General features: G+C 47.1%; 15 protein-coding genes. All 15 read right to left on the bottom strand.

Annotated features, from left to right (window positions below; translation table 11 throughout):
• Position 1: 1 nt before the first annotated feature.
• The 15 genes from ACGG90_RS09390 to ACGG90_RS09320 all read right to left on the bottom strand — a co-directional run bounded on the left by ACGG90_RS09390 (position 2) and on the right by ACGG90_RS09320 (position 15,362).
• Positions 2-1,054, bottom strand: a complete 1,053-nt coding sequence (locus ACGG90_RS09390; protein WP_390408735.1) for a hypothetical protein — start codon at positions 1,052-1,054, stop codon at positions 2-4.
• Positions 1,055-1,068: 14 nt separating this feature from the next.
• Positions 1,069-2,553, bottom strand: a complete 1,485-nt coding sequence (locus tag ACGG90_RS09385; protein WP_390408733.1) for a phage tail spike protein — start codon at positions 2,551-2,553, stop codon at positions 1,069-1,071.
• Positions 2,553-4,058 carry a distal tail protein Dit gene (locus tag ACGG90_RS09380; RefSeq protein ID WP_390408731.1) on the bottom strand — a complete coding sequence of 502 codons (1,506 nt, stop codon included), beginning with the start codon at positions 4,056-4,058 and terminating at the stop codon, positions 2,553-2,555. Before ACGG90_RS09380 ends, ACGG90_RS09385 begins: the two co-directional genes overlap by 1 nt.
• 9 nt (positions 4,059-4,067) lie before the next feature.
• Positions 4,068-8,204 carry a tape measure protein gene (locus tag ACGG90_RS09375; protein WP_390408728.1) on the bottom strand — a complete coding sequence of 1,379 codons (4,137 nt, stop codon included), beginning with the start codon at positions 8,202-8,204 and terminating at the stop codon, positions 4,068-4,070.
• Between the two features lie 255 nt (positions 8,205-8,459).
• A complete protein-coding gene (locus ACGG90_RS09370) occupies positions 8,460-8,822 on the bottom strand; it encodes a phage tail tube assembly chaperone (RefSeq protein WP_390408725.1) in 363 nt (120 codons plus the stop codon).
• Between the two features lie 150 nt (positions 8,823-8,972).
• Entirely contained in the window at positions 8,973-9,581 is a 609-nt protein-coding gene (locus ACGG90_RS09365; RefSeq protein ID WP_390408722.1) for a phage tail protein, read from the bottom strand.
• Positions 9,582-9,593: 12 nt separating this feature from the next.
• Entirely contained in the window at positions 9,594-9,965 is a 372-nt protein-coding gene (locus ACGG90_RS09360; protein WP_056950780.1) for a DUF806 family protein, read from the bottom strand.
• Positions 9,965-10,381, bottom strand: a complete 417-nt coding sequence (locus ACGG90_RS09355; RefSeq protein WP_390408718.1) for an HK97-gp10 family putative phage morphogenesis protein — start codon at positions 10,379-10,381, stop codon at positions 9,965-9,967. The genes ACGG90_RS09360 and ACGG90_RS09355 overlap by 1 nt, the downstream gene beginning before the upstream one ends.
• 2 nt (positions 10,382-10,383) lie before the next feature.
• The gene (locus ACGG90_RS09350; protein ID WP_390408877.1) at positions 10,384-10,725 is read right to left on the bottom strand and encodes a phage head closure protein; all 342 of its coding nucleotides are present in this window, start codon (positions 10,723-10,725) and stop codon (positions 10,384-10,386) included.
• Positions 10,718-11,050, bottom strand: coding sequence for a head-tail connector protein (locus tag ACGG90_RS09345; RefSeq protein ID WP_390408717.1), 333 nt, complete (start codon positions 11,048-11,050; stop codon positions 10,718-10,720). Before ACGG90_RS09345 ends, ACGG90_RS09350 begins: the two co-directional genes overlap by 8 nt.
• Before the next feature lie 70 nt (positions 11,051-11,120).
• The gene (locus ACGG90_RS09340; RefSeq protein WP_390408715.1) at positions 11,121-12,302 is read right to left on the bottom strand and encodes a phage major capsid protein; all 1,182 of its coding nucleotides are present in this window, start codon (positions 12,300-12,302) and stop codon (positions 11,121-11,123) included.
• On the bottom strand, positions 12,302-12,988 hold the full coding sequence (locus ACGG90_RS09335; RefSeq protein ID WP_390408712.1) for a head maturation protease, ClpP-related: 687 nt from the start codon (positions 12,986-12,988) through the stop codon (positions 12,302-12,304). The genes ACGG90_RS09340 and ACGG90_RS09335 overlap by 1 nt, the downstream gene beginning before the upstream one ends.
• Positions 12,985-14,136 (bottom strand): phage portal protein, encoded by a 1,152-nt coding sequence (locus ACGG90_RS09330; RefSeq protein ID WP_390408711.1) that lies wholly within the window; start codon positions 14,134-14,136, stop codon positions 12,985-12,987. Before ACGG90_RS09330 ends, ACGG90_RS09335 begins: the two co-directional genes overlap by 4 nt.
• Positions 14,137-14,142: 6 nt before the next feature.
• The gene (locus ACGG90_RS09325) at positions 14,143-14,316 is read right to left on the bottom strand and encodes a hypothetical protein (RefSeq protein WP_390408709.1); all 174 of its coding nucleotides are present in this window, start codon (positions 14,314-14,316) and stop codon (positions 14,143-14,145) included.
• Positions 14,316-15,362: a terminase TerL endonuclease subunit gene (locus ACGG90_RS09320; RefSeq protein ID WP_390408874.1), complete on the bottom strand. Its 1,047-nt coding sequence runs from the start codon at positions 15,360-15,362 to the stop codon at positions 14,316-14,318. The genes ACGG90_RS09325 and ACGG90_RS09320 overlap by 1 nt, the downstream gene beginning before the upstream one ends.
• Positions 15,363-15,405: the final 43 nt, after the last annotated feature.

Genomic DNA, 15,405 nt, shown 5'->3' with positions numbered 1-15,405 from the left:
GCTAACCCTCTAGTTCTGCCGTGTAAGTTGCCTTGCTGGCGACATCACCGGCATTGATTGTGAGTGATGAACCTGTCCCCACTGCTGAAGTCGCATTATCTTTGTACCATTTAATCGTTCCCAATGCTGCTAGGGCAGCTCCAGTGACTTCTGCCCCACCTTTGTAAACATGAGCATTAAGTGTAGTAGCAACGGCTGTGTTTTTGAAGATAGTTCCCGCGCTTGACAATACCACCATCGTGAGTGCGTCCGCACCATCATTCCCGTTCTTGCCATCAGTGGCCTGACGCGCAACGCTATATGATACCGTGGACTTGCCATCCGAATACTTGACCGTTACACGTGTCCACAAATACTTACCAGCTGCAACGGTTGGAATCGTGGTCGTCCATCCAGTTGTGGGCGTGTTCGTGCCATCAGAACCGACGACGTACTCCGTGACATTTGATGATACGGTCACGCTAGATCCGTTCGTACCATTTTTCGGATAGTAGGTCACACCATAGGTCGTGGTACTCTTACCGTCTGAGTAGGTTACGACAGTTTTTGACCAGAGATAGTTTCCCACGGGCACATTTGGCATTGAAGTTGCCCACGTTCCAGTAGGCGTGTTCGTGCCATCAGCTGCAGCTTGATAGGTGGTCGCTGTGCTTGATACAGTAACGCTGGTACCGTTCTTCCCGTCACTGCCAGCAGCACCTTTGAATGCAATCGAATAACTGAATTGCTTATTGATCGTGATGTCACCAATCTGTACCGGAATCGTGAGCGTGCCTGCAGTCTTGAGTGCTGATGTAGCAGTAATGGTAATCACTGGCGCTGGTGTTTTACCATCAGATACTCCTGTGATGCCGGTTGCACCTGTAATTGCCCCGACAGTAGCCGGCACTTGTTCGCTACCACATAGTGCCATGACAGTCGTAGTGGTTGATTGTGTGGTGTCAACGCTGTCGGTGTCGCCATTAAAGACGTGTGACTCATTGGACAAGATTACGCTGTAACCGTCTGTAAGATCGATAAGGTCAGTTTGACTTGATGCTTTTATTGTTGCCATTTATAAATTCCCTCCTAGTAGTAAAGTTCACATTTGAAAGTTGATTTGTTATTAACATCTTCAGCACTAACGGCAAACAAGAACCCTTCGTCTGATAGCCGTTTGTCTGTCAATGATACGTCGGCAAACTCCAGCTCACCGACGTTTTTAACCTGCCATTGCAGATAAGCATCTGCCCCGAACACCGCGTGCATCTTTTCGGCGGTATCAAGGACCGACCCTCCAACCGAAATAGACACCGTTAGGATGGTCGATATTCCCGTATTCTTGAACATATTTCCATTCACGCTGCTAACGCTCAAAACAACGGCGTCCACGCCGTCCTTTCCGGCTGGAATTTGACTAATCATCTGGGCCATCTGCTTAATCTGTGTGGAGGTCTGATCATGCTCAATTTTAAAGTCGCCTAGTGTCAACGTGCTGCTGGACGGCATCGAGTAACACTTGTCAACCTCAAGGACGGTTGCTGACAAGTATAAGTTTTGCGCTTCGTCCTCAACATTCACGACGTCACCCTTGGTCAGTTCACTTGGCACCCTAGCCATCGTGACGGTGTAGTTTACAGCCGGGTGATTATACGTTTTCAGGTCAGCCAAAGCGGACTGCATCAGGGTGGCTTGCGTCGTAGCTTCATAGGTCTTTACCATCTGTAAGTGGCTAGACTCTGGCGTCGGGTTGGCGTTACTACGCAGCCTTGACCATGTGCGAATTGCGATAGTGTCGCGTAGGACACCATCACTGCCGAGCACAAACTGGCCAGTGTTATCTGTCCACTTATATCCCGCGAGGTTAATTGGTGTGGCGGCGCCGTCTGGCGTTGCACCATAGGCTTTAATGCTTGTGTGTAAGTCAGCCGTGCTGGTCTCGGACACGATTTGTGAGATGTCAGTGCCTTGCCGTAGTGTCACGTTGGTGGTACTACCCAGCTTGTTTACTACATTTAAGTAGCGGTGTACAGGCTCTAGCCCGTTGATCTCGAAGGTATAATAGAGGCTTACTCCAAAGCCATTTGCGACTTCTAGCATGCGGTCATAGCTAGTTTGCTCACTGGTAAACTCAAGTGTGCGTGCACTGGTAGGGATTTCGTTGAGGCCAATCTCCCAGCCGGAATCTGCGCAGAACATAGAAAAGTATTGCGCAAAGGTCATCGCTTTGGTAGCCGTGTAGGCTCCCACAATTTCATTTTTCAGGTCATTACCAGCGTCATCAGCCTGAAAGTTGATTGAACACCCTGCGTTGTCAACCTGTGTGTTTTGAATCGTCATGAAATGTCCAACACCGCGGTCATCTTCGTACAGAATGTAGTTGCCGCCCTCACCTACGCACATATTGATTGCGTCGTTCAGGTCTTCTTTGACGAAGTAAACGTTGCCGGTGAGCGCAACTGTACTTGCAGTCGTCGACTGCGCTTCAACCTCACCCGCGATTCTAAACCGCCCACGTTCAGTCGATGCAATGCCAAGCAAGTTATACTGACGGTCAGTAAAGTAGAACTCCATCAGACAAACGCCTCCTCCCAATTTATTTCTACCTGTGGGGCATTAGCCCAGCTTGAGTATCCAATTTGAATATTGTTGTCACCCGGCGCCAGATAAAAGTCATCCCAATGATTTCCCACAGTATTTAGATTCATATCAACTACCCCGTTAGTTAGTACCTGCTTATTCCGAGTGTCGATTGTCACAACATCGCCACTGGCCCAACGGTTTGGTTCATCAACCCAATAGTCAACGTTGATCCAGTCAAACCGAACATCTGATAGAGACATGAGCACGTGCTGGTTTCCTTGCCATCGTTCAAACCAGGAGCTCCAGCCATCTATCGACAAACCAGCTAGGTCGTAACGCGTAGAACTAACGATTAAAGGTGTTGTCACGGTCGCAATATTTCCAGCACTGATTTTAGAAACAGCACCGAGAGCGAACTTAATATTTGGTCCAATCTTGGTAATTTGAGTCTGTATATATTTGTTGTTAGCAAAATTCTTGCGATTAAGAGACTGGCTCTTAACCAGAGTGTTTTGAATCCACACTTCCCAAACAATCTGGTCAGCATTATTTGTGCTATCGCGTAATACGGATTCAAAAGCAACGTCGCTTCCAGACTGCAACACTTGTTCAAGTCTCCCCATAGCATTCTTGTTCGTGTTGTAAATCCCCCGTGCGGTATAACTGAAGTTTCCGGTTGCCGAACCCGCGCTATTAGCTGAAATAGGAACGTATAGTGACGGCCCAGCCCAATAACTACCATTGATAAACGTTGGTAAAGCAGCGGTGCCCCCCACAGGGTCCCTTCCATACGTAATCGAGCCCTGACGAACATTAGGCTTGCTGCTGTCACCAACGTAGTTAGGATAGTTGGTAGCGCCGACATTATATTGAACACCAGATGGTGCTGATTCCAAACCTAGTGCCAGCGCATGCTCGGTTTTTTGCAGCGTTACCCCGTCAACTTCTTCTTCATTACCGAACTCCAAGTAGCCTCCGCTTGAGCTAGCCAGACCAATATAGCCATTATCGCCATCCATAGTGACTTCAACTAGAGGGTATGATTTATAGCTCCCATTGTTGGTAAAGCTGACAGTATCCGTTCCATCGGTATTAGTGACCGTTTCAGTGGCTAATGAATGTGCCACACCGTCAGGGACAATGAATGTAAGACTAATGGTGCCGCTTCGCCAGTCCTCAGCAATAGTTGGCTGGCCATCATAAATGGCAAGATAGTACACACCAGTGTCATCACCGATAATTAATTGCTCCGGTTCGTCAACATCAAGTGCAGCCCCAAGGTCACGCCTCAAGTTAGCCAAGTTGGCATTTGCAACGATGCCAGAAATGGTAATTGTCTTAGTGTCGCGGGACATGTATTGCCACAGCTGACCATCGCTCTGTCCGACCTTGGTCATCGTGTTGACGTGGTTACTGCCGAAGTTACGCTGAACATCGGTCACGTCGAACCATTGTGATAGATCAACGCCGTTATAGGTTAAACTTATTCCTGCCATATTTACCTCCTAATCCTGCCATGACGTCCGAAAGCTGTTCTGACGGTCGTTGTACGCCTTGACCTTCGGCGCTACCTTCGGATAGAACTGGTCATCGCCAATTTGCACGTTGAAGCTGAGCTTGGTCAGTAGCACTCCAAGCGCGTTGATGGCAGCGATAATGTCTGAGTTATCAGCGCTAGGCTGTAACTGTACCTGGCTTGCTTGGTTCTTGTTAATTGTCTGAACAGCCTGACCCAATAATTGCCAAGCCCGACTAGCCTTTGACGCTGACAGCGGTACAACCATCTCAGGACCGGCCTCACCAGTAAGACGGTAAGCCGCACCATTGACTAAGCCACCGTTAGCGTAGCCGTGCCCCTGGCCCAAGAAGCTAAGACTTGATCCATAGCGATGTTTCGCATAGTTTAGCCCAGCAAGCATGTTGTCATAGCCGTTCCAAATATTTCCATGGCCCTTTAAACTGTATGCTGCAAAAGTCCCGGGCTTTACCTGCATTAGGCCTTCAGCGTGTCCATCATTCAGACCATCAGTACCGCCCATAGCCTTAGCATTGCCACCAGATTCCGTCTTGATTTGAGTGAGCACCTTGGCGACCATTGCCGCGCTAGTCGATAGATTGAGCTTCTCTAGCGCTTTGAGCACATCGGGTTTCCAACGCTGTACACCTGATCCAGATGGTTCAGCTGGCGAAAGTGTGTCTTCTAACTTTTTGAGTTGTTTTTGCGCCCATGCACTCACACCAGACACCATCTTGGATACAATGCCTTTACCCAGTGAGGTAAACATGCTAGTGCTTGCAGTCATGCCAGACACAGCGCTTTTTACAGCTTTGGTCATGTTGGCAATAGGGTGTTTGAGCCAGTCACCAATTGCAGTTGCCTTGTCCCAACCGACCTTAAAGAAGTTGCCAACCGCGCCAACGATACCGCCATTTGCATAGTGCTGAATGCCGGCCATCTGCATGATTGACTTGGTTTCTTTGCCGTTCCAAACACGTGTACCTTCTGGCGCCATCATCACGGCGTTACGTTGCTTCATCATTCCATACTGGCCATTAGGTAGCTGGTATAGTTCCTTCCAGTCCGGGCCTGTACCATCGTTAACCATAACGACGTGCATATTGCCAACAATACCGCCTTGCGCCAGCTTCTGGATCTTCTTAATCGCATTGTGACCAGTGAACTTCTGCCATACCCAGTTGATACCACCAATCGCGCCGTTGATAATGCCAATGACACCGTTGAGACCAGTACGGGCGGCAGACTTGATTCCTGACCAGATGCCCCTAAACATCTTAGACATGCCATTCCAAGCTCTAGACCAGCCCCGTGAAATTGAGGAAAGCCCAGAGCTAAATTTAGAGCCTAACCAGCCTAAGGCAGAGCTACCGGTGTTCTTGATACCCGATAGAAGGTTAGAGAAAAACTTGCCCACGCTAGCCCATATGCTGTTCCAGCCCTTGTGAATGCTGTTAAGCTTAGAAGTAAAGCCTTTTTGTAGGTTGGTTAAGCCCTGCGTAGCCCACTTGCCAATACCTGACCAGAAGTTAGACCAGCCTTTGGTAACGCTAGACCACCAAGAAGACATAGCTTTAGAGATAGCTTTGTTCTGAGCATCTTGGCGCTTCTTGGCGTCGGCTTGGTTCTTCTTTTCCTTCTTGGCGTAGTTTGACCAGAAGTTAGACCAGCCTTTACCTACACCTGACCAGAAGCCGTCCCAGTCCTTCTTGGACTTCTTGTTAGCAGCTATTTGTTGCTTTTCCATGGCTTTGGTAGATTTTGCATTCTGTGTCTGAATGCCTCTCCACCACTTGGCAATGCCTGTGGCGCCCTTGTGAGCATCAAACCCTAGTTTGCCAAGCCAGTCCTTCGGCTTAGCCTTCGCATTCCAGCCATCAGTAAACTTCTTGGTCGCATCTCCGGCCCATCCACCGACTACTTTACCGATTGAAGCACCAACAGCCGCTCCCAACGGCCCTCCGAAGAAGAAGCCAATGCCACCACCTATTGCAGTGCCTGCGGTTTCACCCACAGCTTTGAACTTCTGACCGACTGTGCCACTCTTGCCGAATGCCTTAGTTAAATCCTTGATATCACTGATTGCATCATACGCGATCGTGACTACCGCCGTGGCCGTGCCCAACTTACTGCTACCAAAATCCTTCATCTTCCCCATGGCCTTGGTCATAAGGTTACCGGTGGCTAATTTTTTGACAGCACTGTAAACGGACCCCATCCCATTGGCAAAACCAAGTAAGGCTTTGATTGGTAGCACCTTACCAGCAAGGTTTACTGCGAGGAACCCACCAGCAAGGTCACCAAATAGCTTAGGGTGTTTGTCTGCCCAGTCGCCTAGGGTTTTCAGCAGCGGATTAAGCAGTTTTAAAGCAGATGTTAAGGCAGTCCAGGATAACTTGGCTGTAGTTTTTGACGTTTCCTTAATCGTTTCAAAGAACGTCTTAATCTGTGGGGCATGATTGGCAATGACCTTGCTTATACTCGTTACACCCTTGGTTAAGTTGGCCATCATGTTATCTAGAACTTTTGTGCCATTCTTTAAATTAAAAGCCTTACCAAATGCGCCTGTAATAGTTGTCAGGCCACCAGAAACAGCTTTCCCCAGCTTAGTAAACTCACTATCAGTTCGCTTATCCTGTGCCCATTTACTAATTGCGCCAAGAATGGGGTTCTGCATGCTCATCAGTGGCTTTTCAATGTCACCGATCAATGCTGGCATGCGTGATGTGATAACACGTTCCATGCCTGGAATGGTCTTCATCAGGTTCTCTGAAGCATCATGGTACTTGTCACCAAGTTGTTCCATAACCACTTCAGCATCTTTGGCACTGATCTTACCGGCAGACATTTCCTTACGCAGATCTGCCATGGTAAGCTTTGAGTTCTTCTGAACCTTCTGCTCATATTTCAGCAGCGCCTCACCATACATTGGCAATGCATCAGTAATGTGGTTGAAGTCGCCAAGCTGAAGCAAAGAAGAAGACATCATGTGGGTAAAGTTAAGTCCGAGGTTCTTCAAGTTGTCGCCTGACAGGCCAACGGCGTCACCCATGGTCAGCACAGCAGTTGTTAGCTTCTTAGTTGCTGGCTCGTTGTCCAAAACATGGTAGAACTGTTGATTAAGTTCATTGACCAGGTCTGTCGATTGCCCAAAAGCAACAGACAATTGATTGGTCATATCAACCATTGCCCGGCCCTTGGTTGCATTCCCAGTCAGAGTCAACCAGACCGCGTTCATCTGGTCTTGCTCTTTCTCGTACTCCATACCTGCTTTTGCAGCTTCACCAATTCTGCTGGTGATTGCTGACCATGCAGAACTGAGGGCGTTACTCAAAATTTGACTGGCGAATATTGACTTGAACAGACTATGTGTCTTCTCCGCCTGTTTGTTAGTGCCCTCAATTGCAGTCTTGATCCGAGTAAATACAGACGGGTTAGCCTTCTTCATCTCGCCGTCAAGTTCTGACATTGATGTTTTAGTCTTTGCCAAAGCAGTAGCCGTCTCATCAACACGTACCTTTTGCGTACGCCATGCATCGGAATCTTTACCACTGGCAGTAGCGATCCGTGATAGCTCTTTTTCTTGTGCTGACAGCTGCTTGTTCAGGTTACTGATGCTGTCCTTGTAACCCGTCATCTGTGCTTTGTTCGCTTCTTGCTGCTTGCCTTCAGCCTTGAGCCGCTCAACATAGCTGCTAGAAACCGTGGTGATTTGCTTGTATTCAGTCCGTAAGCTAGCCAGCCCTGACTTCTGATATTCAAGACTAGTTTTTGCCCGCGTCTGCTGTGCCTCCATCGATTTCAGCTGTGTGGTGGCACTGTCAATGTCCTTCTGATACTTGAGATAGGACGCCGCGCCATCTTTAGTTGTAACGTCTAGGCCTTTTTGCTTCTCACGTAGGCTCTCAATTTTGGCCTCTTGTGCCTTAATGCTGTCACCTAGGCCCTTATACCGGACTTCGGCCGCCTTGAGATATTCACCAGTTGACTTGAGCGCCACCTCTTGAGATTTCCAAGCGTTCTTAGTGCTACTGATAACCGCGTTTAAACTTTTGAGCGATTGACTAGCTTTGAGTGTATTAAGTGCGACATCTGTAGACATCTCTGCTTGAATTTTTTGTGTCATTTTTTCACTTCCTATCAAAAAAGGGATAGTTGGCACACTAGCCTTCTACCCCTTTACATCAGCCCCAAACTTTGTAACATCTTCATCGGATCCTGTTCACGGTCCTTTGGCTTCTTTGCTGTTTGAAGTTCCATCAAGTCGTAGAAGTCAGTATCAAGCCATTGTTCGGGCGTCCAATGCAAGTAAACCAATGTGTCCTGGCCTGTCAGTTTAAAGTCTTCAAGCTTGTTCTTCAGCTCAAATACGACCTCACGCTTATTCAGCTTCGGCTTCGCTTTTGTCGTCCGCCTGCTCGGCCTCAGCCTTCTTAATATCTTCTTCGGATAGGCCTTGCACCCGCAGAATGATGTGGTTGGCAATATCAACCGATTCAGAAAACTCAAGGTCATCCAGCTTGTCCTTTTCCTTCTGGTTAAGCTTGAGTGTGTTTGTGATGTAGTCAAGTACCTTGTTTACCAACCGTTGCTGCGTGCGTAGAAATTCAATTGGCTTTACGTCTTCTTCCTCGGCATCATTCTCGGCCATAGTCAGTTGCAATTCCAGCGTGGCCTTCATAACGCGGTTGGTCACCTTAACAATGTGTTCGCGGCTTGAAATTTTGTTTTCTTTAATCTTCATATTCGTTCTCCTTATTTAGTTGTAATGCCGGCAGCACGGCTCGCACGTGCTTGCCGCTAGTGCCGGTTCACGCGTCATCAGTTGCACGAAGACGTATGATTATCTATCTTTGTGTTCTAACTTGTGTCAGAATCTCGTCTGACAATACTGTTAATTGCCAGTAGTACCAGTTGCGGCTACATATCCGCCCATGACGTCATTCAGCATTGCCGCTTCGTCGAACTCGGTGTCTTTGCTGTAGTAAATCTTGAAAGGCTTGTGGCCAAAAGCAATTGTGTCCAAAGCACTGATGGTCAGTGCATCATCGACAATCTGTTTGTTGTCGTCGTCAGTTTGAATGTTGGCTTCGCTTTCAACCGCAGTGCAGTTACCAAAACCGAAATAAACACTGCCGCCCGACAGACTACCCGATTCAATCAGAACCGCAATATGAGCAGGCTCATCGGCTGGAGCCCAGCCACCCTTGCTATCAGGCACAAAACCCTTAATCTTTTGTTTGATATCAAAATCGAGGTTGAGCCCGTCCCAAGCAACCTGCGGAGCCGCTGCCCCGTATACTACCTGCTGAGATACGTTGTTCCCATATCTCTTAGTGCTTGAACCAACCAGACCAGTGATGTTGGCCGTTTTTGACCCCATATCCTTAGTGTCAACTTTATAAAGCCCATCTGCGCTTAAACCTGCATCACCTTTTAGAATCTGTTGGGTGATTGGATCAATCAGTGCAAACGACACCATGTTCAGTCCTACTAATGCCATAAATTTAGCCTCCTAAATATTCTTTTCACGTGAAAAATAAAATGTGTTCATCAGTTGCTGTGTGTCAGGATCTAACGTTCGCTGACGTACTGCCGCGACTTTCCAACCAGCGTGAACAAACGCCTTCATTAGCGTTACTTCAAGTGCCTCTGGGTCGTCGGCAAAATCTTGTGAGTACCAGATTTGTACTTCAATCTCTTGAGCTAATCGCCAGAAGTCGTTGTTTCCATATCCAGAAGGATTATTGGCAGTATCAGTCACCAACACCACTGTCTTGCCCAGACTATCCGCAGCCTCTTTGGGTAAGTTGTTGCCATAAACTTCATCTATGCCAACTAAAGAAGCGGCGCTAATCAAAGCAACCGCATCATCTACTGCCGCCATCAATCACTGCCTCCATTCAGTTTGCTAATTATCTTTTTATACTCCGCCGCCTCAGCTTCAAACACGGCGTCTTTAGCATCATCGCGGGCGTTATCAACAAAGTGGTCACCGCGAATGTATTTAGTGCCATCGTTCAAAAATCTGGCTACAAACTCCTTTTTGGTGAACCCTACAACCGACTTACCATCATGTCTGCCATCAACATCACCAGTAGCACTGGCAATGTCATCGGTTAAGTGCCCGTACTCGCCGCCTGACCCCTCTGTGTTTGGGTGCTTTGCCTTTGTGGCTTCTGTTAGCTTGTCAGCGAGCACATCTGCGCCGGCTTTTGTGATTTTCTCCTGCTGTTTAGCCGTCAGCTTAGCCGCTTTGGTGACCTGCTTTTGCCACTGATCCAGTGCTTCGTTAAAGTCCATGGCTATGCTCCCTTGGTCGTCTTGACTAAGGTCAGGTAGTCATAGCGAATGGCGTCATTTGAATCATCCGGGCTAATGTCCGAAATGTCATACACAACGCCCGCAATTCTTGCCTGTAATTGGCTTGCATTGCGGGCGTCATGCCGTGTAATGATGGTGATTGAATTATCCAAGCGCGTTCCCACAAGCGTGTACTGCTGTGTGAGCGTCCGCTTCTGTTGCTTGAAATGCAGGCTATACACCGGCACGAAGCTAGAAATGTTTACCCCGGCACCAGTCCTGTGCGATTGCGGCTTGCCTAGCTCAACCGTTCGGCTAAAATCGGCCGACTTAAAACTAACCATCCGTCTCACCGACCTTTGCGTCTTGGTCACGCTGGATTTTCCAACGAATGCTGTTGATCATGTATGCATAGCTTGGCGGATAGGCCTTGTTTTGATCGGATAGGGCACCGCGTGAGTAATACATGTAGTCAACAAGTACCCGCACCGCTTGATTAAACAACGGATATGCCCTATAAACATCAATCCCAATCGTGTCGTCAATGGCCCCAGTAACTGCATCCTCTGCGGTACTGATCATATCGGCAAGAATTGAAGTATCTCCATCAGTGTCAAGATTAAGGTATTGCTGCATGTCTTCTGAGGTAACCCCTTGACCATCTGCCATATTCATCCCTCCCTTAATAGCCGCCCGTCATATCGGCGAATTGTTTATTTCTTAGGCGACTGAAATCGTGTTACTTTGCAGGAGCTGAAGCTGAACCAGATGCAGCATCTGTATTGGTCACAAAATATCCGGCATTGCTATCGGCTTTTTGTACGCCAAACCGGAATGCGGCACCGAGATAATGCCCATAAATCTTGCTTTCTTCCCATGCCAGAGTGACCTGCTGACGATCTGCAAACAGAACGCCGCGCTTTAAGTCACCGACAAATGCCTTCTGATCCCCTGCGGCCGAGCCAAGTAGCGTGTCACCAACAACATATACTGGGACGCCCAAGACAGAGCCCTTTGCGGTGCCGTCAGTGATAGAGTCAGATGCATTATGAAGCAAGTAACGCCCGTTCTTGTCCTTTAAGGTATCCAGCGTATTGAACAGGGATTGAGTAACCACAAGCGCCCGACTGTATGCTGGGTCCAAGTCAACATTCAAAATATGCTTAAGACCATCTACAAGAGTGTCAGTGGTTGTTGCCTTGGCTGTGAACGACTGCAATACAGGCGCAATCATCGCGTTGTAAGTATTGACAGACTTCTCGTTAATGGACTGACCAACAAGTGCGGTAAGATCAACTTTAGAATCAGCAATGGCTTCTTCAGACAGAGGAATTGCGCCACGGTACGTGCCAACAGACCAGTCCACCTGTTCAAATTCGGGCTCAGCAAGTGTAGGATTTTCGGCCAATTCTGCCACGCTGGAAAAACGATCAGTTGCCCGCTTCAAAATCGGGTATGTGCCCTTAGGAGTAGTAACCGGCGTCTTGGTAACCAGTGTTGACAGATCCACAACTGAATTTACTTCTGCGGTAGGGTCATAGATGATTTCTTCCGGAATCAGCACGCCTGCTTCTGTCGAAGTGACGTGACCGGCTGCAGCATCAACCACCTTGCCATGGCTATGGATGAAGTCGTTGATAGCCTTCTTCTTCGCATCGATTGGCTTTTTGGACAGGTCAGTGCCTTTCTTGCTACCGTCATTTTTGGGCTCAGTCTTTGGCTCTGATGCTTTTTCTGCTTCCAAATCCTTAATCTGGTCGTTGATAGCGTCCCGACGTGCCTTTGCAGCGGTCAAGTCGTCCTTGATCTTTTGAAAATCATCCACAGATGCATTTTCATCTTGTAATTTTGTGTTGAGCTGAGCGTTTAGGTCGGCACACTTGGCACTGACATCGTTAAAAAGTGTTTGTAATTTGTCCATTATTGGACCTCCTTTTTTTCATAAAAAATAGCCAGCTTCTTGTTTAGCAGATCGTTCTGCTTAGGAAGTTGACTACGTAACTTGTCGTTTTCATCTTTCAGATTCTTAATTCGTTGAACTGCTTGATGTGGAATAATCGGACCCACCGCATTTACAATTGGCGTATCGAAATCTAGCTTTTCATCTGCCAATCCTAATTCGACAGCTTGATCAGCATCTAGCCAGGTCTCTTTATCCATTAATGCTAAAAAGTCATCGGCAGGTTTCCCAGTCTTTGCAGAGTACAGGCTTGCGATTGCACTGTCTGTAGTTTGCAGCATGCCAGAAGCCACATCCATCTCATGAGAGTTTCCACTGGCGTCGCTTGATGCGCGATGGATCATCATCTTTGCCCCTGGAGCCATCTGTACTTTGTTAGCACCCATAGCAACAATTGTTGCAGCAGAGTATGCGTTTGATACGATCTTTGCCGTTACATTGCCTTTATAATCACGCAGTGCGTTGCATACTTCTGTAGCTGGGTCAACTTCCCCGCCATCTGACGCTATTTCTAATACAACATCAGACCCGTCATTTGGAAGTGATTGAACAATATCGGATGGAGATGTTACAGTCATTTCTAACCAATCACGATAAATAGGGGCAGAATCATCGCTTGTAATGTAGCCCTTAACAGGAATAATCACTTGTCATCACCTCCCTTCGCTTGTGTAGTAAGTGGTTTGAACTCAGGCAAGTTATCTGGCAAAAATCCAGATCGGGTGAGTATAAATTGCGCCTGTTCTGCACCTAGCACCCCAGACTTAGCAAGATTTGATACCTGGTTGATAAGCGCCGAGTCGTCAACATCCAACATGTCTTTAATATCTAGCTCAAGGTCCGGTGCGTTCATCTTCAAACGCAACTCATCCACGATTGGATTAACATATGAGTTTAAGTTTGCTAGATATGTTGCCTTGATTTGGTCAATGTTGGAATGTTGGCTTTCAGTTGAAGTACCGCCACCCAAAATATCGCTAGGTACACCAAAGGCCTTGGAGATTTGATCAGCAGAGTATGCTGAATTGTCAGCCAAGGCCTTAAATACATCCGTCTTCATTTCAAGCTGGGTGTAATCGAACCCATCGGGTAAAACCATCAAGCGACCGGAGTTATCACCAGTGTTTGCCTTCTCAAACTCTTCACGAGCCGATTCTAAGTCTTTACCATCGCTTAAATAGTTGCTGATTGTAAGTTTTCCGGCTGGATTGATCTGATTTTCCATAGCGCTCATGTTGCTTTTTGAGGCTTTATCGTCCAAATTTAAGGCATTTTGCAGGCTTTCCAAAGGCGATCGACCAATCAAATACCGATATTGTGGGTCTGGCATGAGCCTAAAATGCAGCATTTGGTCTTGCCTAAGCACCATTTGAGGACGATCATTGCTCTCCAAAACCGTATAAACAATGCCCATATTGCCTGGCAAATAGTTAATTTGGACGTCAGAGTTAGGAATATGCTCCAGATTCTGACCAACTAACGGAATATAGTCGTTGCCTGACAAACAAAGTTGCATCAGTGCACCTTGCCAAAAAGAAAATCGGCCTATCAAGCCGCTAGGGCTTTCAAGTCGGTTCAATGTTGCAGTATTTTCAGTTTTGAAGTGTGCCGAGGCAACATCACTAGCAATGCGGTTGATCACACTATAAACATTAGTGTTCTGCAAAGCAGACAGCGCCGAAACATAAGAAAGTTGCATACCGCCAACCGTGGTCGTGAAAAACGCAGGATTGCTCGGGTATACCATATTTTTGGCCTTGCGTTTGTTGAAATTTTTAGGGGTTAGAAGTCCCATTTAGATTCACCCCCTTTCTTTGTCCATAATGTAGGCAGACAAGCACAGCTCAAAGCCAGAGGCTAGATAACCAATAACAACATTAAAGGTGAATGCCGCCACTGCAATCAGTGCTAAGCCAATGACGAACAGCATCACTGTGCCCCAATTGCTAAATAAATTGCTAATAATCTTTGCCATTATTTACCACCTCCAAACATTGCCTTGAAAAAGTCACGTTTTCCCTGTGCGTCCAAATCATTCAACGGGTTATATCCCTCATCATGATAGTTTTCGAAGTAGAATTTTGCCTGCGCATGAGCATTAATAAGCGCATCAGTCGTATCAATATGATCACTCGTGCGATTTTGACGGTCAATCTTGACTGAACCGCCGCGGTCTTCTACCAGTACAGCATTATTCAGCCCATCAATAAGTAGGGGATCATTCAGCATCGAAATGTTGCCATTAATAAACAAATTCTGAAAGCCTTTAGTAGGCTCATTCAGCTTGAACGAGGTAGGAGGCAAGGGAAACCATTTCCACTGCGGCTGATAATTCTCCAGTTTCTTTTCGAGCCATTCACCGTGGTTTGGATCAGCAATGATGAATTTGACCTTAAGCCGATGTTGATTAACATAATCAACCAACCACTGATAAACCTGATTGGTGTTGATTACGCCTGATGCAAGATTGGTAATATCCACAAAACCTTCTTTTTGAAGCTTCAAATAGTCCAATCCGTCCTGCTTCGACTTGGCTTCGATTGTTTTTGCCTGTGCGAATGGAATGAAGCTGTGTTGCTGAACATGAAACATACGTTTGTCATGATTAGTGTACGGATAAATGAAGCCAAAAGACGTATTGTCATTGGTCTGTGATCCGTCAAAACCGATAAATACATCACGTCCATTCACATCGAAGTGGTCAATAATACTGCGTTGAATGTTATCTAGAGACAAATAGCTGTTCTGAAACCGCCGACTCCACAGATTAAGGGACTTATTGACGAATGTTTCCAGCGTTCCCTCGCGCTCATTGTCATTGCGATCCTGATTAAGAGCTTCTTGTAGGTTGTCTCGCTTGTCCTTTGGTAGTTCAAGCAGGTTTGGATTAGATTTAGCCCATGTTTCCGGCGCAAATACCTCGTCCTCCGTATCCTGTGAAGGCGGCGAAGCGAATTGCCCAACTCGGCGATCTTTTTTACCCCATTCGGTGCTAAAATCGACACCACTCGGCGAAAGAATTGACCAAGAATTTCAAAAGTGGCATCGCTGAGCGTTTTCAGCG

The organism is Lacticaseibacillus jixiensis (assembly GCF_042847315.1).
GTDB lineage: Bacteria > Bacillota > Bacilli > Lactobacillales > Lactobacillaceae > Lacticaseibacillus > Lacticaseibacillus jixiensis.
Note: the sequence above shows the minus strand (reverse complement) of the source record. Positions and strands in the feature narration are given on the sequence as shown.

What these genes read in the sequence shown, in the direction of transcription:
- ACGG90_RS09390 (WP_390408735.1), bottom strand. Translation starts at nt 1,054, where the DNA reads ATGGCAACAATAAAAGCATCAAGTCAAACTGACCTTATCGATCTTACA.
- ACGG90_RS09385 (WP_390408733.1), bottom strand. Translation starts at nt 2,553, where the DNA reads ATGGAGTTCTACTTTACTGACCGTCAGTATAACTTGCTTGGCATTGCA.
- ACGG90_RS09380 (WP_390408731.1), bottom strand. Translation starts at nt 4,058, where the DNA reads ATGGCAGGAATAAGTTTAACCTATAACGGCGTTGATCTATCACAATGG.
- ACGG90_RS09375 (WP_390408728.1), bottom strand. Translation starts at nt 8,204, where the DNA reads ATGACACAAAAAATTCAAGCAGAGATGTCTACAGATGTCGCACTTAAT.
- ACGG90_RS09370 (WP_390408725.1), bottom strand. Translation starts at nt 8,822, where the DNA reads ATGAAGATTAAAGAAAACAAAATTTCAAGCCGCGAACACATTGTTAAG.
- ACGG90_RS09365 (WP_390408722.1), bottom strand. Translation starts at nt 9,581, where the DNA reads ATGGCATTAGTAGGACTGAACATGGTGTCGTTTGCACTGATTGATCCA.
- ACGG90_RS09360 (WP_056950780.1), bottom strand. Translation starts at nt 9,965, where the DNA reads ATGGCGGCAGTAGATGATGCGGTTGCTTTGATTAGCGCCGCTTCTTTA.
- ACGG90_RS09355 (WP_390408718.1), bottom strand. Translation starts at nt 10,381, where the DNA reads ATGGACTTTAACGAAGCACTGGATCAGTGGCAAAAGCAGGTCACCAAA.
- ACGG90_RS09350 (WP_390408877.1), bottom strand. Translation starts at nt 10,725, where the DNA reads ATGGTTAGTTTTAAGTCGGCCGATTTTAGCCGAACGGTTGAGCTAGGC.
- ACGG90_RS09345 (WP_390408717.1), bottom strand. Translation starts at nt 11,050, where the DNA reads ATGGCAGATGGTCAAGGGGTTACCTCAGAAGACATGCAGCAATACCTT.
- ACGG90_RS09340 (WP_390408715.1), bottom strand. Translation starts at nt 12,302, where the DNA reads ATGGACAAATTACAAACACTTTTTAACGATGTCAGTGCCAAGTGTGCC.
- ACGG90_RS09330 (WP_390408711.1), bottom strand. Translation starts at nt 14,136, where the DNA reads ATGGGACTTCTAACCCCTAAAAATTTCAACAAACGCAAGGCCAAAAAT.
- ACGG90_RS09325 (WP_390408709.1), bottom strand. Translation starts at nt 14,316, where the DNA reads ATGGCAAAGATTATTAGCAATTTATTTAGCAATTGGGGCACAGTGATG.